Below are 21,603 nucleotides of genomic sequence, written 5' to 3'. Positions count from 1 at the left end.
GATGCGCTCACGGGCACTGACGGTCGCCGCGTTGAGCGCGTGTGTGGCGCTGGGCGGGTGCGCGACAACGGTCGACGCGCCGCCCGTGTTGCACATCGAACCTGCCGCGGCGCCGTCGGTGTCGCGCCCACTGCCCGAGGTGTTGCCCACCGCCGAGGAGATGACCACGCTGCTCGGCGCCCCCGGTTTCCTGGGGCCGCTCGTCGACGGTGGCCCCGACGCGCTGCTGGCCGGTGTCGGTGAAGCCGACGCCACCCCGGTCGAATGCGTGGGCCCGGCCTATCGCCTGCAGCAGACCGTGTACCGACACCGCCCCGTCCTCTCGGTGGCCAGCCAGTCGTGGGCCGGCGGCTCGGCCGAGGGCCCGTCGGCGTCGGGCTTCTTCGGGGTGGTCAGGTTCGCCACACCCGACGACGCGCGGGCGTTCATGGTCTCCTCGGCCGAGAACTGGCACCGATGCAACGGCGCGACCCTGGTGCTGCAGCAAGCCGAGCACGGGGCGAACGGGTCGAGCCGGATCACCGACGTGAGCGTCGACGACACGGTGGTGTCGGCGGTGGTGATGCGTGACGGGGGTACGACGATTCAGCGGGCACTCGGCGTGGTCGCCGATTATGTTGTGGACGTAGAGATTTCGGATACCGGCACCGACGGCACTGCCGGGGCTCTCGACGCCGTCGCGGTGGCCGACCTGATGCTGCAGAAGGTCGGCTAGCAGCAGTCGGGGTCGAGCACCGCGCAGATCGCGCTGAGCGCATCCGCGCGCACCCGATGAAACACGTTCATTCCGCGTCGCTCGGACTCGACGAGACCGGCCTTGCGCAGTTGGCTCAGGTGGTGGCTGACCGTCGACTCGGTCAACCCGAGGGCGCTGGCCAGATCACCGCTGTTCTCTTCTCCGGCCGGCGACCCGAACAACAGGGACATCATCTTGACCCGCGCCGGATCGGCGAGGGCCTTCAACCTCATCGCCACGTGGAGGGCGTCGTCGTCGCTCATCGGGCCCGCGGCCACCGGTGCACAGCACACGGGCGCGGACATGTCGATCACCGGAAGGGCCTTGGGCATCCCTCCATTCTGCCCAAAGTGTTGACATATATCAAAAAGGTCGGGCATTCTGACCTCACGACTATTTCGATATATGTCGTACTACAACAGGAAGGTGAGCACCATGTCCCGCGTCCAATTGGCGTTGAACGTCGACGATCTCGACACCGCGGTCGCGTTCTATTCGAAGTTGTTCGACACCCAACCGGCCAAGCTCAAGGACGGCTACGCGAACTTCGCGATCGCCGAACCGCCACTCAAGCTGGTGCTGCTGCAGAACCCGGGCAGAGGCGGCACGCTCAACCATCTCGGCGTCGAGGTGGAGACCAGCGAGCGCGTACACGCCGAGATCGGCCGGCTGGCCGACGAAGGTCTTGTCACCGACGAGGAACTGGGCACCACGTGTTGCTTCGCCACCCAGGACAAAGTCTGGGTGACGGGCCCCGCCGGCGAGAAGTGGGAGGTCTACACCGTGCTCGCGGACTCCGAGACGTTCGGGTCCAGCCCGCAACGCCCCGGCGACGACGGCACACCGTGCTGCGGCGGTGCCCCGTCTGAGGGCGCGGAGGTCGCTGCACAAAGCGCATGCTGTTGACGGCGACATCGAACCTGCCCGGTGGGGGCGCGGATTCTGGCACGATTATGCGGTGAAAGTCGGGATAACCCGGGCGCTGGCCGCGCTGGTGGTGGCGACGTCGGTGCTCACCGGCTGTGTGAACACGACGGCCGGAAACGCGGTGCGCGGGCAGGACGCCGGCCCCATCGACGTGGCGCCGCTGGACAGGTCCGAACTCGACGACGTGCTGCTTTCCGTCGGCGAGATCAACGGGATCATGGGCGCCACCACGATGAAGGTCACCAGCGAGTTCGAGGAGATGACCGACCACTCCGCCGACGTGTCGGATCCGGACTGTCTCGGCGCGATCTATGCCGCCGAGGAGCCGGTGTACGCCGGAAGCGGCTGGACCGCGATGCGCGATCAGGTCATCCGCGAACCCGACGAGGACAACGACCACTGGGTCGAGCAGACCGCCGTGTTGTATCCGTCGGCGGACAAGGCGCGCGCGTTCTTCGAGGGTTCGAGGTCGTCGTGGAAGGGCTGCGCCGGGGACACCGTCGCGGTGGACGACGGGGACACCCGGTCCTCGTGGACCTTTGAAGACGTCACCGCCGAGCAGAACATGATTGCCCAGTACTCCGGTCAGGAAGACGCGGGCGGCTGGGGCTGCCAACATGCGCTGGCGGTGGTCTCCAATGTCACCGTCGAGACCTGGGCCTGCGGGTTCGCCATCGAGGACGAGGCGGCGACCATCGCCGCCGACATGGTCGCCAACGCGGCGAGGAGATAGCGGCCGAAAGGTCACATGGGCGCGTTGGCGGGCACGAACACCCCGGAACTGTCGGCTTCCTCCTCGGCGCGGATCACGTGCACCACGGCGTTGATCAACGCCAGGTGGGTGAACGCCTGCGGGAAGTTGCCCAGGTGCCGTCCGGTGCGGGGTTCGATCTCCTCGGCGTAGAGGTGCAGCGGGCTGGCGAACGACAGCAGCCGCTCGCACAGGTGCTTGGCGCGGCGGATCTCACCGATCTCGACCAGCGCAGAGACCAGCCAGAACGAGCAGATCGTGAACGTGCCCTCCTCGCCGGCCAGCCCGTCGTCGGTCTCCTCGACGCGGTAGCGCAGCACCAGGCCTTCTTCGGTCAACTCGTCGGCGATCGCCAGCACGGTGGCCCGCACCCGCGGATCGTCGGGCGGCAGGAACCGGGTCAGCACCGCCAGCAGCAGCGACGCGTCCAACGCGTCGTGGCCGTAGCGTTGGGTCAGCACGCCGCGGGAGTCGACGCCGTTCTTGAGCACGTCGGCCTTGATCTCCTCGGCGATCGCGCGCCACTGCTGCGCATAGGACTTCTCGCCCTGTAGTTCGGCCAGTTTGGAACCGCGGTCCAGCGCCACCCAGCACATGATCTTGCTCGACGTGAAGTGCTGAGGTTCGCCGCGCACCTCCCAGATCCCGCGGTCGGGCTCCTTCCAGTGCTTGATCGCCTCTTCGACCTGCTGCTTGAGCACCGGCCACAGCGTGTCGGAGATCTGCTCACGAGACTTGGCGTGCAGATACACCGAATCGAGCATGGTGCCCCAGATGTCGTGCTGCATCTGGTTGTACGCGCCGTTGCCGATGCGCACCGGCCGCGCCCCGTCGTAACCGGACAGGTGGTTCAGTTCCTCCTCGACGAGCGTGCGCTCACCGCCGACGGCGTACATCACCTGAAGTGGGTGTCGCTCACCGTTGTTCGCACCCGACACGTCGGCGATGAACGCGAAGAAGTCGTCGGCCTCGCGGTCCAGCCCCAACGTGTAGAGGCCCCACAGCGCGAATGTCGAATCGCGCACCCACGCATAGCGGTAGTCCCAGTTGCGTTCGCCCTGCGGGGTTTCTGGCAGCGACGTGGTCGGTGCGGCGAGCAGCGCGCCAGTCGGGGAGTAGGTCAGCCCCTTCAGCGTCAACGCGCTGCGCTGCAAATAGGACCGCCACGGGTGGTCCGGGAAGTCGCCGACGTTGATCCACTGCCGCCAGGCCTCGCTGGTCTGCCACATCTTGTCGGCGGCTTCCTCGTAGTTCTGCGGAGCCGGGTGTTTGGACCACGACAACGCCACGAATGCGTTGTCGCCCTCCTTCATTCGGGTGCGTGCGCGCGCCTCGTGGCCCTCCAACCCCAGTCGCAGGTTCGAGGTCAGCCGCATCGTCGGATGCGCGTCGGGGTCACGGTGGGCGCGCGCGATCGCCTCCCCGTAGGCCTGCCCGGAGTACTCCCACCTCGCGGCCGTGCGGTGGTAGTCGAACGCCGGCTCACAGTTGAGCACCAACTCGACGGTGCCGCTGACACAGCGCACCGTGCGCAGCAAGATGTGCTCGGCGTCCCAGTCCATCGGCGTACGGCGATGCGTGCGCGAGCGGGTCTCGAGGTCGTGCCACGGCCCCATCACCAACGCATCGCGCACGATCAGCCAACCGGTGTGGGTCTGCCACGTCGTCTCCAGGATCAGACTCCCGGGCAGATAGCGGCGGGCCGACGGCACCGACACCCCGTAGGGGCCGAGCCGGAAGTGGCCGGCGCCGCGGTCCAAAATCGCGCCGAACACGCTGGGGGAGTCGGGGCGCGGGACGCACATCCACTCCACCGAACCCGCCGACGAGATCAGGCAGGTGTTCTCGCAGTCGGAGAGAAACGCGTAGTCAGCGATCGGCGGGAACGGGTTACGTAGCGGTCCGCTGGCGGTGTAGGGCACCGGAGCCGTGACGGTCAACGGAGTGTTCCAGTTGTCTTGCCTGCTCGGCGACCCGCCGGACGCTTCGGTGTGTTCCAGGACCATGCGGACATCATCGACTGCCGACGTGCTCGGCGTCCACCCATCACGATCAGCGCCGCGCGAAGGCAGGCACCCGTTCGGGTAGGGGGCCGATCGCGATGCCGTACCCGGCCACGGTTCGCAGGAACCGCAGTTTGGGTGCCATGCGCACGGCCAGCGGCGGTTCGGCGGGCTCGGTCGACGACACGGCCACGGCGATCACCCGGCGGTGGATCAGCCGCTGCACCGACTGAACCAGCGCCGTGGGCCCCCAGCGTCGCGCCTGGATACGGGCCAGGTGGCGGGTGGACAGCCGGCCCGCACGCAACGGATCGGCCAGCACGGTGGCCGCGGCCACCGCATCGGCCACGGCAAGGTTGATGCCGACACCGCCGACCGGGGACATCGCGTGGGCGGCGTCGCCGATCAGCAGCAGCCCGTCGGCATACCAGCGCCGCAGCCGGTTGAGTTGCACGTCGAGCAGTTTGACCTCATCAAACGAGGACACCGCGGTGACCTGGTCGGCCAGCCATGGCACCAGGCTCACGACGCCGTCGTGCAACGCGCCGATGCCGCGTCGACGCAACGCGGCGTCGCGGCCCTTGGGGATGACGTAGGCGCACTGGTAGTAGTCGCCGCGGTCGATGACGACGATCGCGTGCCCGGCGCCCATCACGCCGGCCAGCCCGTGCGGGTCGTCGACTCCGCGCGGCAGCCGGAACCACCAGACGTCCATCGGTGCCCCGAAGCTCCTGGTGGTCAGGCCCATAGCGGTGCGCAGCGTCGACGAGCGACCGTCGCAGGCCACGGTCAGCGTTGCGTGCATCCGGCGCTGGTGGCCGGAGGCGTCGCGGTAATCGACACCCACCACCGTGTCATCGCGGCGGACCGGCCCGAGCACCTCCGTGTTGCGCAGCAGCGTAAAGGTCGGTTCCTGCGCCGCCGCGGAGGCCAGCAGTTCCAGAAAATCCCACTGCGGTACCAGGGCGATGTGCTTGTGCGGACCCGGGATTCGGCTCAGGTCGATGCTGACCTCGGTGCCTTGCACCGTCAGTGTCAAAGTGTCGATCTCGCGGTGCGGGATGGCGGCGAACTGCTGACCCAGGCCCAACTCGTCGAGCATCCGCATGGTGCTCGCGTGGACGGTGTCGCCGCGGAAGTCGCGCAAGAAGTCGGCGTGTTTCTCCATCACCACGACGTCCACGCCGGCGCGCGCGAGCAGCAGGCCCAACATGACCCCCGCGGGCCCGCCACCGGCGATGACGCAGGTGGTGCTGTCGATGTCGCTGCCCGCCATCCGCGCATTTTCGCATCGAATAGGCTGGCCCGGTGGGCGGCTTCCTCAATTGGTGGGACGGCGTTGAGCTGTGGCTCTCCGGCTTGTCGTTCATCGCCCAGACCGCGGTGGTGATGCCGTTCGTGCTGGTCCTCGCGTATGGCGCCGCGGTAGTACTCGACGGCGCTCTCGGCAACAGCATCCGGTTGCTGCGCCGGGTACGCCACCAAGACGAAGACGGTAGGTGAGATACGGCATGCCGCGGTCGCGGGTCACTCTGGCCCTGGTCCTGCTCGTGGTCCTGGTGATTGTGATGTGGTTGCTGACCATGTGAGTCGGCCGGTCGCATACCGACCGCGAAACTGCATCGACGCAGGAAGACTGCGAGTAAGCGCTGCTGGAATGCAGTTTCGGCGACGCCCTTCGCCGAGCGGATCGCCGAGACTCTGTTATTCTTCGCGCCATGCGAACGGCAACCGGCAACAAGAGTGGCCACGTGCTGGCCCTCATCGCCGTGGGGTTCTCAGCCGTTGCTGACGTCTGCTGTTGTCGCTGACTCCATACCCGTCCGGGGTTCGGGTCGGTAGCCGGTCGTCCGATGTCTGAGCGCCTGCTCCCACGCCTTGCTGTCGTGACGGGATCCGTCATCTCGTCCCTGCAAGGAAAGGTCACGAAGTGCTCAACCTCAAGTCCTGGCGCACCGCCGCCGCATTGACCGCCACCGCCGCCATGCTCGCCGCCTGCGGCGGAGGATCCAGCGACGTCGCGGGTGGCGACGACACCGCCGAGGATGCGACGACGACGCTGACGCTGGTCGCGTATGCGGTGCCTGAACCAGGGTGGAGCAAGATCATCCCGGCGTTCGCCGCGACCGAGGAGGGTCAGGGCGTCGCGGTCACCACCTCCTACGGCGCCTCCGGCGACCAGTCCCGCGCCGTGGTCGACGGCAAACCCGCTGATCTGGTCAATTTCTCGGTTCAACCCGACGTCACCCGGCTGGTCAAGGCCGGCAAGGTCGCTGAAGACTGGAACGCTGATGCCACCAACGGTGTCCCGTTTGGCTCAGTGGTGACATTCGTGGTGCGCGAAGGCAACCCGAAAAACATCACGGACTGGGACGACCTGCTCCAGCCCGGCCTCGAGGTCGTCAGCCCCAGCCCGCTGAGTTCGGGCTCGGCCAAGTGGAACCTGTTGGCGCCGTATGCGGCGAAGAGCAACGGCGGTCAGGATGCGCAGGCGGGCCTGGCGTTCGTCGAGGACCTGGTGTCCAACCACATCAGGACCCGGCCGTCGTCGGGTCGCGAGGCCAGCGACCTGTTCCTGCAGGGCACCGGTGACGTGCTGCTCAGCTACGAGAACGAGGCGATCAACATCGAGCGGCAGGGTAAGCCGGTGCAACACATCAACCCGCCGCAGACGTTCAAGATCGAGAACCCGGTCGCGGTGGTCACCACCTCCGCCCACCAGGAGCAGGCCAACGCGCTGAAGAACTTCCTCTATACCCCTGAGGGCCAGAAGATCTGGGCCGAGGCCGGGTTCCGGCCGGTCGACCCCGCAGTGGCAATCGACTTCGCTGACGACTTCCCGGCCCCGGAGCGGCTGTGGACCATCGACGACCTGGGCGGCTGGGACGTCGTGGATCCCGCGCTGTTCGACAAGGACAACGGTTCGATCACCAAGATCTACAAGCAGGCCACCGGATGACGACCAGCCTCGAGTCCCCTGACAACAGCGCAGGGACCCGGCCCGTATTCACCGGCGACGGTGAATCCGGGCCGCCTCGAGGCTTTTTCACCGGCCGCTACGGCAGCACGAAGTTGCGGGTCGGGGTCGCCACGACCTGGCTGTCGGTGATCGTGCTGCTGCCGTTGGCCGCGATCGTGTGGCAGTCCGCCGGCGGTGGCTGGGCGGCGTTCTGGCAGGCCGTCACCTCCAACGCGGCCCTGGACTCATTTCGTGTGACGCTGACGATCTCGCTGGGCGTCGCGGCGGTGAACCTGGTGTTCGGCCTGCTCGTCGCCTGGGTGCTGACCCGAGACGACTTCGGAGGCAAACGGTTCGTCGACGCCCTCATCGACCTTCCGTTCGCGCTGCCGACCATCGTCGCGAGCCTGGTGATGCTCGCGCTGTACGGGCCCAACAGCCCGGTGGGCATCCACATTCAGCACACCCAGTGGGGCGTGGCCGTCGCGCTGCTGTTCGTCACGCTGCCGTTCGTCGTCCGCTCCGTGCAACCGGTGCTGCTCGAACTCGACAAGGAGGTGGAGGAGGCCGCCGCCTCGCTGGGCGCCGACAACCTGACCATCTTCAGGCTGGTGGTGCTGCCCGCGCTGATGCCATCGCTGCTTTCCGGTGTGGGACTGGCATTCTCGCGCGCCATCGGCGAGTACGGTTCGGTGGTCCTGATCGGTGGTGCAGTGCCGGGCGTCACCGAGGTGTCCTCGCAGTACATCCGGACCCTGATCGAGTTCGACGACCGCACCGGTGCCGCCGCGGTGTCGATCGTGCTGCTGGCAATTTCGTTCATCGTGCTGTTCATCCTGCGCAGTATCGGTTCGCGCGCGGCCAAACGGCAGGAGTTGGCGGCGTGATCCTGTCGCGGAACACGCGCTACCTGCTGCGCTTCCTGGCCCTCGGGTATCTGGTGATGCTGCTCGTCATCCCGGTCGGGCTGATCCTGTGGCGCACGTTCGCACCCGGCGTCGGCGCGTTCATCGAATCTGTCACCACACCGGCGGCCATCTCGGCGCTGCAGCTTTCGCTTCTGGTGGTCGCGATCGTCGTGCCGCTCAACGTGATCTTCGGCGTGCCCACCGCGTTGGTGTTGGCGCGCAACAAGTTCCGTGGCAAGAGCCTTCTTCAGGCGGTGATCGACCTGCCGTTCGCGGTGTCGCCGGTGGTGGTCGGCGTGGCGCTGATCCTGCTGTGGGGGTCGACGGGCGTGTTCGGCTTCGTCGAGAACGACCTCGGCTTCAAGGTCATCTTCGCGCTGCCGGGCATCGTGTTGGCCAGCATCTTCGTCACGGTGCCCTACGTCATCCGCGAGGTCGAACCGGTCCTGCACGAACTGGGCACCGATCAGGAGGAAGCGGCATCCACGCTGGGCTCGACGGGGTGGCAGACGTTCCGCCTGGTCACCCTGCCGTCGATCAAGTGGGGCCTGATGTACGGGATCGTGCTGACCATTGCGCGCACGTTGGGCGAATACGGCGCGGTGCTGATGGTGTCGTCGAATCTGCCGGGCACCTCGCAGACGCTGACGCTGCTGGTGGCCGACCGCCACGCGCGCGGTGCCGAATACGGTGCCTACGCCATCTCGACGCTGCTGATGGCCGTGGCCGTGATCGTCCTGATCGCCCAGGTGATTCTCGACACCCGTCGCGGGAAGGCAACCAGGTAGGAGATGCTGGCTGACATGACCAACGCGATCACCGTGCGGGGCGCCAACAAGCGCTACGGCGACTTCGCCGCGCTGGACAACGTCGACTTCGACGTGCCGTTCGGGTCGCTGACCGCCCTGCTGGGGCCCAGCGGGTCGGGAAAGTCCACGCTGCTGCGCGCGATCGCGGGACTGGACCAGCCCGACACGGGGACCGTCACCATCAACGGCCGCGACGTCACGGCGATCCCGCCGCAGCGGCGCGGCATCGGCTTCGTGTTCCAGCACTACGCGGCGTTCAAGCATCTGAGCGTGCGGGACAACGTCGCGTTCGGGCTCAAGATCCGCAGACGGCCCAAGTCCGAGGTGCAGGAGAAGGTCGACAACCTCCTGGACGTGGTCGGGCTGGCCGGTTTTCAGAATCGCTATCCCAACCAATTGTCCGGCGGGCAGCGCCAACGCATGGCGCTCGCGCGTGCACTGGCCGTCGATCCCCAGGTGCTGCTGCTCGACGAACCGTTCGGCGCACTGGACGCCAAGGTGCGCGAGGATCTGCGCGCCTGGCTGCGCCGGTTGCACGCAGAGGTCAACGTCACCACCGTGCTGGTCACCCACGACCAGGCCGAGGCGCTCGATGTCGCCGACCGTATCGCCGTGCTCAACAAGGGACGCATCGAGCAGGTCGGCACCCCGACCGAGGTGTACGACCAACCCGCCAACGCGTTCGTGATGTCGTTTCTGGGCGCGGTGTCGTCACTGAACGGGGCGTTGGTGCGTCCCCACGACATCCGGGTCGGCCGCACCCCGGAGATGGCGATCGCCAACAGCGACGACTCGGTGCAGGCCGCCGGGGTGGTGCGGGCGACGATCAACCGAATCGTGATGCTGGGCTTCGAGGTTCGCGTGGAGCTCACCAGCGCCGCGTCCCACCATCCGTTCACCGCGCAGATCACCCGCGGCGACGCCGAGGCGCTCGCGTTGCGGGAGGGCGACACCGTCTACGTCCGAGCCACCCGGGTGCCCCAAATCCCCGGCGAGCAGACGCAAAGGGAGCGCGACACGCCGGAAAAAGGGGGATTTTACGTCTGCTCGCCGTGATGAGGCGGCCGTGATGAGGCCGCCGTGATCAGGCGGCAGCGCTGACGGCGGTCAGCGCGTCGAAGCGGTCCAGCACTGTCGCGGCGACCAGGTTGTGCGATCCCAGCGGCTCGGCCATCGGAATACCGTGTGCGGCAGCGTAGTCCGCAATTCGATCGGTGATGCGACCGTGCGCCAGGAACCATGGGGCGATCACCACCCGTCGCGCTCCTTTGGCGCGCAGCAGTTGCGCGGCATCGTCGACACCGGGATACGGGCCGGTCGCGAACGCGACTTCGGTGCTCACCCAGCGGGTTCCGGTGTGCAACGCCTCGGCAACGGCGCCGGTGTGCGCGTTGGCGGTGGCGCTCGACGAACCGACGGCGACCACGAGCACCCCGAGGCCGTCGTCGTCGGGAGACACTCCGCTCTCGGCGAGCCGCTGCCGCAGCACCGACAGCAGCGCGCGATCCTGACCGAGCACCCCGGCCTGCTGCACGTCGGCCCCCGAGGCTTCGATCACCGAGGGTAGGTCGATGCGCGCGTGGTAGGCGTCGGCCAGCAGGAACGGAACCACGACTCCCCGGCCGGGCAGGCCGGCGAGCACGTCGCGCAGGCTCGGCGAGGCCTTCTCCAGAAACGCCGGTCGCACGTCCAGCCACGGCCGCAGCCGCCGGATCCGGCCCGCCACCGCATGCGTGACCGCCGCCGAGCGCGGGTCCACGCTGCCGTGTGCGGTGAGCACGAGAGTCACGAGGCGTGCAGCCCGCATTCGATCTTGCCGGTGCCAGCCCACCGGCCGCTGCGCGGATCGGCGCCGTTGACGGGCTTCGCCGTGCACGGTGCGCAGCCGATCGACGGATAGCCTTCGTCGACAAGCGGATTGACCAGCACACCGTTGGCGTCGATGTAGCTCTGCATGTCCTCGTCGGTCCAGGCGGCCAGCGGATTGATCTTCACCAACCCGAACGCCTTGTCCCAGCTGATCAGCGGCGCGTTGGCGCGGGTCGGCGCCTCGACCCGCCGGATGCCGGTCACCCACGCGGAGTATCCGCGCAGCGCCTTGCCCAGCGGTTCGACCTTGCGCATCCGGCAGCACTCGTTGGGCTCGCGCGCGAACAGATCCTTGCCGAACAGCTCGTCCTGGCGGGCGACGGAGTTCTCCGGTGTCACGTTGACGACGTTGACGTCGTAGACCGATTCGACGGCGTCGCGGGTGCCGATCGTTTCGGCGAAGTGGTAGCCGGTGTCGAGGAACAGCACATCCACGCCGGGGCGCACCTTGGCCGCCAGGTCGACCAGCACCGCGTCCTGCATGTTCGACGCGACGATGTAGCTGCCGCCGAAGTGCTCGTCGGTCCAGCGCAGCAACTCCTCGGCGGTGGCCCCGTCGAGTTCGGCCGCGCCGCGCTCAGCCAGCGCCTGCAGGTCCGCCTCGGTTCTCGTCACCGTTTCGGTCACCTCAAATCCGTCTCGTCCGCGCGTGCCGCCCAGGTAGCGAAACGCTCACCCTGGTCGCGTTGTTTCACGAAGTTGCGGACCACCCGCTCGATGTAGTCGCCCAGTTCGGTGTCGGTGACCTTGTGCTTGCGCAGTTTGCGGCCGAAACCGCTGTCCACGCCCAGGCTGCCGCCCAGATGCACCTGGAACCCGGGCACGGTGTTGCCGTTGCCGTCGTCGACCATCTGGCCCTTGAACCCGATGTCGGAGGTCTGGATGCGCGCGCACGAGTTGGGGCAGCCGTTGACGCCGACGGTGATCGGCACGTCCAGTTGGGCGTTGATGTCGTCGAGCCGCCGTTCCAGCTCGGGCGCCAGCACCTGGGCGCGGCCCCGCGTCTCGGCGAACGACAGTTTGCAGAACTCGATGCCGGTGCACGCCATCAGGTTCCGGCGCCAATGCGACGGTCGCGACGGCAGACCGAGCTCGTCGAGTCCGGCGGTCAACTCGTCGACCTTGTCGTCGGGCACGTCGAGGATGATCACCTTCTGGTACGGGGTGAACCGGATCCGGTCGGAGCCGACCTGCTCGGCCAGGTCGGCGATCGCGCACAGCAGCGTCCCCGACACTCGCCCGGCGATCGGCGACACACCCACCGCGTTGAGCCCGTTCTTGAGGCGCTGCACCCCGACGTGGTCGATGGCGTGCGGCACCGGGTCGGGCGCCGGGCCGTCGATGAGCTTGCGACCCAGGTACTCCTGCTCGAGAACTTCCCGGAACTTCTCGACGCCCCAGTCCTTGATCAGGAACTTCAGCCTGGCCTTCGAACGCAGCCTGCGGTAGCCGTAATCCCGGAACACCGAGGTCACCCCGGCCCACACGTCGGGCACCTCGTCGAGTGGCACCCAGACGCCGACGCGCTGGGCCAGCATCGGGTTGACCGACAGGCCGCCACCGACCCACAGGTCCAGGCCGGGGCCGTGCTCGGGATGGTTGACGCCCACGAACGACACGTCGTTGATCTCGTGGGGGATGTCCTGCATGCCCGAGACCGCGGTCTTGTACTTGCGCGGCAGGTTGGAGAATTCCGGGTTCCCGACATAGCGCCGCACGATCTCGTCGAGCGCGGGCTGGGCGTTGAGGATCTCGTCGACCGAGTCGCCGGCCAGCGGCGAGCCGAGCATGCCGCGCGGGCAGTCGCCGCACGCCTCGGTGGTGCCCAGGCCGACGGCCTCGAGCCGACGCCAGATCTCCGGCACATTCTCGATCTCGATCCAGTGGTACTGCAGGTTCTCCCGGTTGGTGAGGTCGGCGGTGTCGCGGGCGAAGTCGATCGAGATCTGGCCCAGGGTGCGGATCGTCTCGACCGAATGCGCCTTGCCGTCGGAACGCACCCGCATCATCAGGTACTTGGCTTCCAGGATTTCGGCGTTCTCGTCACCGGTCCAGGTGCCGTCGTAACCCTCCGCGCGCTGGGTGTAGAGCCCCATCCAGCGGAAGCGGCCGCGCAGATCGGTGGTGTCGATGCTGTCGAAGCCGGTCTTGGAGTAGATGTCGATGATGCGGTCGCGCACGTTGAGCGCGTCGTCGTCCTTCTTGAGCTGCTCGGTCGCGTTGAGCGGTTCGCGGTATCCGAGGGCCCACTGGCCTTCGGCGCGCGGCTTGCGAGCAGGTTTGGGCTTTGCCTGAGTCATGGTTGTCGGCTCCTTCGTGGAGTCGGCGTTCGGATCACGCATGCCACCGGTGAGCTGACCGGCAGCGCAGATCCGGCGGCCAGCTAGAAGTGGTGTGGTGGGCTGGGGTCCGTAATCAGCGCGTCAGGGCAGACAACAACAGGTACAAACGCGCTTGAAATCGACATGTCGACGCGCCACCAGCGAAATGCGGGGGTAGATGCGTGCGGCAGTCACGTCGACAATTGTGCCACGACCTACGCCGTTCGCCCTAACCGGCCCATATTTGCGCTCAGGGTGAGCTCAAAGTCTTCTGGGAAACTGGATTCATGACCGTCCGGACCGCCCCCGTGGAGCTGCCCGGCCTCGCGACCACGCCGGGCCGCGCGTTCGGCATCTACGTGCACGTGCCGTTCTGCGCGACCCGCTGCGGGTACTGCGACTTCAACACCTACACGCCCGCCGAGCTGGGCGGGGCGGGCACCGAGGTGGACAGGTGGCTGGCGGGGCTGCGCGTCGAGTTGCGTCTGGCGGCCCAGCGGCTGGGGTCGTTGCAGGTCGACACCGTTTTCGTCGGCGGCGGCACGCCGTCACTGCTTGGGGGTGACGGGCTCGCGGCGGTGCTCGACGCGATCCGCGACAACTTCACGCTGGCGCCCGGCGCCGAGGTCACCACCGAGGCCAACCCCGAGTCGACGTCCCCGCAGTTGTTCGACCGGTGGCGTGCGGCCGGGTTCACCCGGGTGTCGCTGGGCATGCAGTCCACCGCCCCGCACGTACTCGCGGTGCTCGACCGGGCGCATTCGCCCGGCCGCGCGCTCGACGCCGCCCGCGAGGCCCGCGAGGCGGGCTTCGCACACGTCAACCTGGACCTGATCTACGGCACCCCGGGGGAGTCCGACGAGGACCTACTGCGGTCGGTCGACGCCGCCGTCGCCGCCGGGGTCGATCACGTGTCCGGATACGCACTGGTGGTCGAGGACGGCACCGCGATGGCGCGCCGGGTGCGCCGCGGCGAGCTCGCGGCGCCCGACAACGACGAGCTCGCGCACCGGTATGAACTGCTCGACGCGCGGTTGGCGGCGGCGGGCCTGCACTGGTACGAGGTGTCCAACTGGAGCCGGCCAGGCGGTGAGTGCCGGCACAACATCGGCTACTGGGACGGCGGGGAATGGTGGGGGGCCGGCCCCGGCGCGCACGGCTTCGTCGGCGCCACCCGATGGTGGAATGTCAAGCACCCCAACACCTATGCCCAGGCCCTGGACCAAGGGCGTCTTCCGGTGGCCGACTACGAACAACTCGACGGCGATACCCGCCACATCGAGGACGTGATGTTGCGGGTGCGGTTGCGCGACGGTGTGCCCGTCGATCTGCTCAGCGCGGCCGAGCGCCGCCGCGCCGCGACGGTCGTCGACGACGGGTTGGCCACCCGCGCCGGGGACCGGCTGGTGCTGACCGACCGCGGGCGGCTGTTGGCCGACGCGGTGGTGCGCACCCTGCTCGACTGACGACCAACGTTGTCTTGTTCGCGAGATTTCGCCGATTTCTCGCGCATAAGCCCACGTTCGGCGGCGATGCGTTGAACGATTGACCGGTGCCGGAGTCCGATCAGGCCGCGCAGCTGCGCGCGATCCATGACGCCCACCGGCATGCTGTGCTGCGCTACGTGCTGCGGCTGACCAGGGGTGACATGCCCTTCGCCGAGGACGTGGTGCAGGAGGCGCTGCTGCGGCTGTGGCGCAAGCCCGAGGTGCTGCAGCAGCCCAGCGAGAATGTGCGGGCCTGGCTGTTCACCGTGTCGCGCAACCTGGTGATCGACGACCGGCGCAGCGCGCGCTACACCCGCGAGTCGCAGACCGGCGACATGCCCGAGCGGCCGTCGCTCGATGCAATCGGCCCGGCCGTGGACAAGTGGGTGCTCACCGATGCGTTGAAGTCGCTGAGTCCGGATCATCGCAGCGCGATCGTGCGCGCCTACTATCTCGGCCAGACCGTCGCCGACATCGCCGCCCACGAACGGGTCCCCGAGGGCACCGTCAAGTCCCGGCTGCACTACGCGTTACGTGCGTTACGGATCGCGTTGCAGGAGAGGGGGGTTGCCCGTGCCTGACCGATCGCCCGGGGAGAACATCGCCGAGTGGGACGCCGCCTATGTGCTGGGCGCGCTGAGCGCCGAGGACCGCCGCGCCTACGAGACCTACCTGGCGGAAAACCCCGAGCGGGCGGCCGACCTGGCCGAGGTCTCCGCCATGCCCGACATCCTCGACGTCCTCAGCCGCGAGGAGGCCATGGCGCTCATCGAGACCGACGAGCCCGGCGTCGCGTCGCTGGCGGAGGCGGCGAGCAGACGGCAGCGGCGCTCCCGGCGCGCGATGCTGCTGAGTGCGGTCGCGGCCGCCGCCGCGCTGGCCGTGGTCGGCGGGGTTGTCGGGGCCACGGTGTTCCCGCGCAGCGAACCGGCGCCGACGGTGGCGATGGCGCCGATGCAACCGGGTGAGCGCGAAGGCCTGACCGCCCAACTCGCGGTCACCGAGAAAGCCTGGGGCACCCAGCTGAACTGGGCCTGCGAGTACACCAGGGACTGGGCGCGCAGCGTCGAGGGCTACGACATCGTGGTGACCACCCGCGACGGCACCCAGACGACGGTCGGTTCCTGGGCGCCGGCCGGCGACGAGGCCACCGGCATGTCGGCGGCCACCAGCATCCCCACCGCCGAGATTCAGACCGTCGACATCCGCGTCTCGGGCACCGATCAGCCGCTGGCGACCACCACATTGGTGTAGCTCCCTATGTGCACGGGGGATGTGTCAATATTGCCGGCATGCCGTGCGGTTTGTTAGGTAAGGCTTGCCAGACCTCTATGCGTCTCGGGCTCCGCTGACGTGGCATCTCCTGCCGAACCTGTCGCGATCGTCGGCATCGGTTGCCGCCTCGCCGGCAGTGTGACCGACCCCGCGCAGTTCTGGAGGTTTCTGCTCGACGGGCGCAGCGACGTGCGCGATGTACCGCCCGAGCGCTGGGAGCCGTATCTGCGCCGGGACCCACGCAATGCCGCCGTGCTGAAGGAAATCACCCGCCGCGGAACGTTTCTCGACGACCTGGCCGGGTTCGACGCGGAGTTCTTCGGGGTCTCTCCGCGCGAAGCCGAACTGATGGATCCGCAGCAGCGCCTCGCGCTGGAGGTCAGCTGGGAAGCGCTGGAGCACGCGGGCGTGTCGCCGAGGTCGCTGGCGGGCAGTGACACCGCGGTGCTCATGGGCGTCAACTCCGACGACTACGGCAAGCTGATCATGGAGGACCTACCCGGCATCGAAGCCTGGACCGGGATCGGCACGTCACTGTGCGGCATCGCCAACCGGGTATCGCACCTGCTCGATCTGCGCGGGCCCAGCGTCGCGCTGGACGCCGCGTGCGCGGCGTCGTTGGTCGCGGTCCATCAGGCCTGCCAGATGCTGCGCGGGGGGGAGACCTCGCTGGCGCTGGCCGGCGGGGTCAGCGCGCTGATCGGCCCCGGTCTGACCCGGGTGCTCGACGAGGCGGGCGCCACCGCCCCCGACGGGCGGTGCAAGACCTTCGACGCCGCCGCCGACGGGTACGGCCGCGGCGAAGGGGCCGGCGTGGTGGTGCTCAAGCGCCTCCCCGACGCGCTGCGCGACGGTGACCGGGTGCTGGCGGTGGTGCGCGGCGGGGCCGTGGCCCAAGACGGGCGCACCGTCGGCATCATGTCGCCCAACGGCGACGCCCAGGCCGACATGTTCCGGCGCGCCTGCGAATCGGCGGGCATCGCCCCGGCCACCGTCGACTTCATCGAGGCACACGGCACCGGCACCCCGGCCGGCGATCCCACCGAGGTGCGGGCGCTGGCGTCGGTCTACGGGATCGACCGTCCGAAGGACGCGCCGTGCCGCATCGGGTCGGTCAAGCCCAACGTCGGCCACCTCGAGGGCGGCGCGGGCGTGGTCGGTCTCATCAAGGCCACGCTGGCGCTTCACCACCAGGCGATCCCACCGACCGCCGGCGTGCAGAAGCTCACCCCGGCCGTCGACTGGGACAACAGCGGTCTGCGGGTGCCCACCGAGGTTGAGCCGTGGCAGCGGAGCCACGGCGCACCCCGGCGCGCGGCGGTCTGCAGCTACGGCTACGGCGGCACCATCGCGCACATCCTGCTCGAGGAGGCGCCGCTGCCGGCCGCTTCCGCCGACACCGCAGATGCTGTGGCCCCGACGGTGGTTCCGCTCTCCGCGCGGTCCAGTGCTCGGCTGCGCGTTCAGGCCCGGGCGTTGGCCGAGCGGCTGCGCACCGGCGAACATCGGCTGGACCGGGTGGCGGCGACGATGTGGCTGCGGCGCTCACACGAACCGGTCAGGGCGGCCGTGGTGGCCCAGGACGTCGAGGCCGTGGTGGCCGGGCTGACCGCGGTGGCCGACGACGTGCCCGACCCGGCCCTGGTGACCGGATCGGTGCTGCCACGGGCGAGTGACGGCCCGGTCTGGGTGTTCTCCGGTCACGGCTCGCAGTGGGCGGGCATGGGCCGCGAATTGCTGGTCCGGGAACCGGCTTTCGCCGCGGTGATCGACGAGATCGATCCGGTGTTCTCCGCCGAGTTGGGATTCCGTGCGCGCGAGGCGTTGGCGGCCGGCGAACTCGGCGGCACCGACCGCGTGCAGGCGCTGACGTTCGCCATGCAGGCCGGCCTCGCGGCGGTGCTTCGCCAGCGTGGCGTGCGGCCGGCCGCGGTGATCGGGCACTCGGTGGGCGAGGTCGCCGCATGCGTCTCCGCGGGCGTCTTCGACCTCACCGTGGGCGCCGCGGTGGCCTGCTACCGCGCTCGCGGATTCCGCTCGGTTATGGGCCACGGCGCGATGGCGCTGGTGCGGTTGACGTTCGCCGAGACCGAACGACGGCTGCGGGGCCGCACCGATGTGGTCGCCGCCATCAGCGCCTCACCGGTGTCGACGGTGGTGTCCGGAGACGCCGCCGCGGTCGACGAGATCTGCCGAAGCTGGGCCGACGAGGGCGTGATGGTGCGCCGGGTCAACACCGACGTCGCGTTCCACAGCCCGGCGATGGACGGCCTCACCGCTGAACTCGCGCGCCTCACCGAGGGGCTGCCCGCCGGGCGGCCGGCCGAAGTACCGTTGTACACAACCGCACTCGCCGACCCACGATCTGACGCCGCCCGAGATCACCGCTACTGGCCGGTGAACCTGCGCGGCCGGGTGCGCTTCGCCGAGGCGGTCGCCGCCGCCGCCGAGGACGGGCACCGGTTGTTCCTCGAGGTGTCCGCGCATCCGGTGGTCGCGCACTCGATCGTCGAGACGCTGCGGCACGCCGACATCGACGAGCACGCCGCGGTCCCACTGTTACGCCGCGACCGTCCCGAACTGCACTCGGTGGCCACCGCGCTGGCCACCCTGCACTGCCACGGGGCACCCGTCGACTCCGGGCTGGCGGCGTCCGCGCCGTGGGCGGCAGATCTTCCGGGGACGCAGTGGCAGCACCGAAGGTTCTGGCACACACCAACCCCGCCGCCGGGCGGCAGCGGCGTGCACGACGCCGACTCCCACACGCTGCTCGGCGGGTGTACGGAGGTGACCGGCGCCGTCACCACGCGCATGTGGCAGACGCGGCTGGACATGAGCACCCGGCCCTACCCGGGTGACCATCCGGTGCAGGGCACCGAAATCGTGCCCGCAGCGGTCATTTTGAACACTTTCCTGGCGGCGGCCGCGGGCTGCGGTCTGGCCGACGTCCGGCTGCGCACACCCGTCGCTCCCGGCCGGACGCGCGATGTGCAGGTGGTGTTGCAGGACCGCGGCCTGACGCTGTCGTCGCGACTGCTCGACGACGGCCCCACCGAGGACGGCGGGTGGCTGACCCACAGCAGCGCGGTGGCCGACGACACCGCGGATCTGCGGGGCCGGCTCTTCGACGCCTCCCGCGTACGCGAGCGCTGCGGTGAAGCGCTGCCCACGAACCACGTCGTGGACACCCTGGCGAAACTGGGCGTGGCCGCGATGGGATTCGACTGGAAGATCCTCGAACTGCGCAGGAGCGAAGGCGAATTGGTGGCCAGGGTGGCCGCCGACGCGACAGGCTCGGTGCCGGTCACCTGGGCCTCGCTGCTCGACGCCGCCACGTCGGCGGCCTCCACGGTGTTCGACGGGCCGCCGCGGCTGCGGATGCCCGCCGGCATCGAACGCGTCCAGGTCTCCGGCGGGCCACCCGCCATCGCCGTCCTGCACGTGCAACGCCGAGTGGGCACGACCACCGACGTCCTGATCGCCGACGAATCCGGCGGGGTGCGTGCCGAGCTCACCGGCATGACGTTCGAAGAACTCGAAAACCCTGCCGGCACCGATATTTCACGGATGGTTCAGCAGGTGGCCTGGCATCCCATACCGTGGCGCGATGACCCGCCCAGCGCGGTGCTCGTCGTCGGCGGCGACGCCTCGACTGTGGAGTTCGTCAGCCGGGACCTCGCTGCGGCCGACGTCCCGCACGCGAGGTGTGCCGATCCGGACGAGATTTCCACGGCCTCGGCCGCGCTCGACCGTGACGCGGTGGTGCTGGTGCTGCCCGACCCCGCCGGGACACCGCGGCAATCAGTGGCCCTTGTCATGCGGACGCTGCGCCACCTGTTGGATCACGGTGTACCCGCGCGGATGTGGGTGCTGACCCGCGGGGTTCATGAAGGTACCGAGGTGGTGCACGCGCCGCTGTGGGGACTGGCGAGGGTGGCCGCCGCCGAACACCCCGACGTGTTCGCCGGTGTGCTCGACGTGGCCGACGACCGCCTACCGGTCGGGGCGCTGTCCCTTCGGGGTGAACCGGTGGTGGTGATGCGCGACGGCGTCGCCCTGGGTGCCCGTCTGACCATGGCGGCCCCCGGATCCGGCACGCCGTTGCAGTGCTCGGCGGGCGGCACCTACGTCGTCACCGGTGGCACCGGGGCGCTCGGCCTGCGGATGGCGCAACGCCTCGCCGATCTCGGCGCGCGGCGACTGGTGCTGCTGTCACGTTCCGGCATGCCGGACCGGTCACGGTGGCGCGAAGGCGGCGATTCGGAATTGATCCGGACGGTCACCGCGCTCGAGGAGCGAGGGGTGTGGGTGCGCGTCGCGGCCGTCGACATCGGCGCGCCCGGCGCCGCGGACAAGCTGCGCGAGGCCTTGCGCGACCTGCCGCCGGTGCGCGGCGTCCTTCATGCCGCGGGCGTGGAAGCCGGTGCGCTACTGGTTGATACGACCGCCGAGGATTTCACCGCCGCGATGCACCCGAAGGTGGATGGCACGTTGGTGCTGCACGAGGTGTTCCCGCCGGGACAGTTGGACTGGATGGTGCTGTTCTCGTCGTGCGGTTATCTGGCGGGTTTCCCGGGGCAAGGGGCCTACGCGTGCGCGAACTCGTTCCTGGACGTGATGGCGAGGCACCGCCGACGCCTCGGCGACCGCACGGTGAGCGTGGCGTGGACGGCGTGGCGGGGAATGGGCATGGGCTCGACGTCGGGCTTCGTCGCGGCGCAACTGGAGGCGCTGGGCATGAACACCATCGGCCCCGACGAAGCCACCCGTGCGCTGGATCTGGTCATGCGCACCGACGACGCGAATGTCGTTGTGCTGCCGTTGCTTCCGGAGGCGGCGGCGGTGCCGATGTTCGCCGAGGTGGCGCCGGCCGAGGCTGTCGAGGCGGCGGCGGGAGGCGCGGCGTCGATGGCGCTATTCGACGAGGACGGCAGACTGGACCCGCAGCGGGTGGCCGAGCACGTGGTCAGCGCGGTCGCGGATCAACTCGGATTGCCGGAGGCCGATGTCGACACCACGCTGCCGCTGGTGGAGATCGGCGTCGACTCGATCATGACCGTGGGCCTGCTACGTCACCTGGAAAAGCAGACCGGACTTTCGTTACCGCCCACGCTGCTGTGGGAGTACCCGACCGCGGCCGCGGTGTCTGCCCGGATCGCTGAGCTGCTCAGTCCCGCAGAGGTGTCTGTCGGCGCGGCCGAAGTGTCCTGACCCAGTGTCACCGGCTTTCCACCGACATTGCGCGGCAGCCTGACGCGGAGAAGAGGGCGTTGTCACAGCTTCGATCATCTCGCCGCCGGCTCGGGTCACATGCACCTTCGAGGGTGCTAGGCGTTCCGCCTCACGTCGGCGGCCGAGCTGCTCGTCCATCTCGGTTGCACGGGTGAGAATACCGGCGGGGGGTATGGTCGGGCCATGTTTCCGGTTGACGCTTCGACCTCATCTGACATTCGACCGCGGCGGCGCGGGTGGCTTCCCGCATCGGCGTCGGCGAGGATTGTCGCCGGCCTCTCGGCCGCGCTACTGGCTGTGGCGCTCGTGGGCTGCTCCGGCGCGCA

Annotated in this window: 19 protein-coding genes and 1 pseudogene; 13 read left to right on the top strand and 7 right to left on the bottom strand. The window is 69.0% G+C overall.

The features are described 5' to 3' along the window. The first annotated feature begins 1 nt into the window (after nucleotide 1). The gene (locus tag ABQE89_RS22705) at nucleotides 2-715 is read left to right on the top strand and encodes a sensor domain-containing protein (RefSeq protein ID WP_448420850.1); all 714 of its coding nucleotides are present in this window, start codon (nucleotides 2-4) and stop codon (nucleotides 713-715) included. Here the strand turns inward: ABQE89_RS22705 and ABQE89_RS22700 are convergent. Beyond that, the gene (locus tag ABQE89_RS22700; protein WP_448420848.1) at nucleotides 712-1,068 is read right to left on the bottom strand and encodes an Rv2640c family ArsR-like transcriptional regulator; all 357 of its coding nucleotides are present in this window, start codon (nucleotides 1,066-1,068) and stop codon (nucleotides 712-714) included. The genes ABQE89_RS22705 and ABQE89_RS22700 overlap by 4 nt on opposite strands. Before the next feature lie 103 nt (nucleotides 1,069-1,171). Between ABQE89_RS22700 and ABQE89_RS22695 the strand changes: the two genes are divergently transcribed. Further along, complete coding sequence (locus ABQE89_RS22695; RefSeq protein WP_448420931.1) at nucleotides 1,172-1,642, top strand: ArsI/CadI family heavy metal resistance metalloenzyme; 471 nt, start codon at nucleotides 1,172-1,174, stop codon at nucleotides 1,640-1,642. 52 nt (nucleotides 1,643-1,694) lie between these two features. Further along, nucleotides 1,695-2,396 carry a sensor domain-containing protein gene (locus ABQE89_RS22690; protein ID WP_448420846.1) on the top strand — a complete coding sequence of 234 codons (702 nt, stop codon included), beginning with the start codon at nucleotides 1,695-1,697 and terminating at the stop codon, nucleotides 2,394-2,396. 11 nt (nucleotides 2,397-2,407) lie between these two features. Here the strand turns inward: ABQE89_RS22690 and ABQE89_RS22685 are convergent. After that, nucleotides 2,408-4,315 (bottom strand): annotated as a pseudogene (locus ABQE89_RS22685) (glycoside hydrolase family 15 protein); the annotation flags it as partial. A gap of 151 nt (nucleotides 4,316-4,466) precedes the next feature. Then, nucleotides 4,467-5,693, bottom strand: coding sequence for an FAD-dependent oxidoreductase (locus ABQE89_RS22680; RefSeq protein ID WP_448420844.1), 1,227 nt, complete (start codon nucleotides 5,691-5,693; stop codon nucleotides 4,467-4,469). A 32-nt stretch (nucleotides 5,694-5,725) separates the two neighbouring features. Here ABQE89_RS22680 and ABQE89_RS22675 point away from each other — a divergent pair, with 32 nt between their 5' ends. The 6 genes from ABQE89_RS22675 to ABQE89_RS22650 all read left to right on the top strand — a co-directional run bounded on the left by ABQE89_RS22675 (nucleotide 5,726) and on the right by ABQE89_RS22650 (nucleotide 10,149). Then, nucleotides 5,726-5,920: a hypothetical protein gene (locus ABQE89_RS22675; protein WP_448420842.1), complete on the top strand. Its 195-nt coding sequence runs from the start codon at nucleotides 5,726-5,728 to the stop codon at nucleotides 5,918-5,920. Between the two features lie 215 nt (nucleotides 5,921-6,135). Next, nucleotides 6,136-6,228, top strand: coding sequence for an Ms4533A family Cys-rich leader peptide (locus tag ABQE89_RS22670; RefSeq protein WP_448420840.1), 93 nt, complete (start codon nucleotides 6,136-6,138; stop codon nucleotides 6,226-6,228). Between the two features lie 173 nt (nucleotides 6,229-6,401). Continuing rightward, on the top strand, nucleotides 6,402-7,376 hold the full coding sequence (locus tag ABQE89_RS22665) for a sulfate ABC transporter substrate-binding protein (RefSeq protein ID WP_448420929.1): 975 nt from the start codon (nucleotides 6,402-6,404) through the stop codon (nucleotides 7,374-7,376). Further along, nucleotides 7,373-8,263, top strand: coding sequence for a sulfate ABC transporter permease subunit CysT (gene cysT, locus ABQE89_RS22660; protein WP_448420838.1), 891 nt, complete (start codon nucleotides 7,373-7,375; stop codon nucleotides 8,261-8,263). Before ABQE89_RS22665 ends, cysT begins: the two co-directional genes overlap by 4 nt. After that, complete coding sequence (cysW, locus tag ABQE89_RS22655; protein ID WP_448420836.1) at nucleotides 8,260-9,072, top strand: sulfate ABC transporter permease subunit CysW; 813 nt, start codon at nucleotides 8,260-8,262, stop codon at nucleotides 9,070-9,072. The genes cysT and cysW overlap by 4 nt, the downstream gene beginning before the upstream one ends. A 15-nt stretch (nucleotides 9,073-9,087) precedes the next feature. Further along, nucleotides 9,088-10,149: a sulfate/molybdate ABC transporter ATP-binding protein gene (locus ABQE89_RS22650; RefSeq protein ID WP_448420834.1), complete on the top strand. Its 1,062-nt coding sequence runs from the start codon at nucleotides 9,088-9,090 to the stop codon at nucleotides 10,147-10,149. Nucleotides 10,150-10,177: 28 nt separating this feature from the next. Here ABQE89_RS22650 and ABQE89_RS22645 read toward each other — a convergent pair whose 3' ends face one another. The 4 genes from ABQE89_RS22645 to ABQE89_RS22630 all read right to left on the bottom strand — a co-directional run bounded on the left by ABQE89_RS22645 (nucleotide 10,178) and on the right by ABQE89_RS22630 (nucleotide 13,478). Further along, entirely contained in the window at nucleotides 10,178-10,882 is a 705-nt protein-coding gene (locus tag ABQE89_RS22645) for a sirohydrochlorin chelatase (protein ID WP_448420832.1), read from the bottom strand. Beyond that, entirely contained in the window at nucleotides 10,879-11,577 is a 699-nt protein-coding gene (locus ABQE89_RS22640) for a phosphoadenylyl-sulfate reductase (protein WP_448420830.1), read from the bottom strand. The genes ABQE89_RS22645 and ABQE89_RS22640 overlap by 4 nt, the downstream gene beginning before the upstream one ends. A gap of 8 nt (nucleotides 11,578-11,585) precedes the next feature. Continuing rightward, nucleotides 11,586-13,262, bottom strand: a complete 1,677-nt coding sequence (locus tag ABQE89_RS22635; RefSeq protein WP_448420828.1) for a nitrite/sulfite reductase — start codon at nucleotides 13,260-13,262, stop codon at nucleotides 11,586-11,588. A 123-nt stretch (nucleotides 13,263-13,385) separates the two neighbouring features. Next, entirely contained in the window at nucleotides 13,386-13,478 is a 93-nt protein-coding gene (locus ABQE89_RS22630) for an Ms4527A family Cys-rich leader peptide (protein ID WP_448420826.1), read from the bottom strand. 92 nt (nucleotides 13,479-13,570) lie between these two features. Here ABQE89_RS22630 and hemW point away from each other — a divergent pair, with 92 nt between their 5' ends. The 4 genes from hemW to ABQE89_RS22610 all read left to right on the top strand — a co-directional run bounded on the left by hemW (nucleotide 13,571) and on the right by ABQE89_RS22610 (nucleotide 21,256). Next, complete coding sequence (hemW, locus tag ABQE89_RS22625; protein WP_448420824.1) at nucleotides 13,571-14,749, top strand: radical SAM family heme chaperone HemW; 1,179 nt, start codon at nucleotides 13,571-13,573, stop codon at nucleotides 14,747-14,749. 86 nt (nucleotides 14,750-14,835) lie between these two features. Beyond that, nucleotides 14,836-15,351 (top strand): sigma-70 family RNA polymerase sigma factor, encoded by a 516-nt coding sequence (locus tag ABQE89_RS22620; RefSeq protein ID WP_448420822.1) that lies wholly within the window; start codon nucleotides 14,836-14,838, stop codon nucleotides 15,349-15,351. After that, entirely contained in the window at nucleotides 15,344-16,024 is a 681-nt protein-coding gene (locus ABQE89_RS22615) for an anti-sigma factor (RefSeq protein WP_448420820.1), read from the top strand. The genes ABQE89_RS22620 and ABQE89_RS22615 overlap by 8 nt, the downstream gene beginning before the upstream one ends. A gap of 99 nt (nucleotides 16,025-16,123) precedes the next feature. Continuing rightward, nucleotides 16,124-21,256: a type I polyketide synthase gene (locus ABQE89_RS22610; protein ID WP_448420818.1), complete on the top strand. Its 5,133-nt coding sequence runs from the start codon at nucleotides 16,124-16,126 to the stop codon at nucleotides 21,254-21,256. The last annotated feature ends 347 nt before the right edge of the window (nucleotides 21,257-21,603 follow it).

The sequence above is a fragment of the Mycolicibacterium sp. XJ1819 genome, from assembly GCF_053483675.1.
This window is presented reverse-complemented; position numbering and strand designations above follow the sequence as displayed.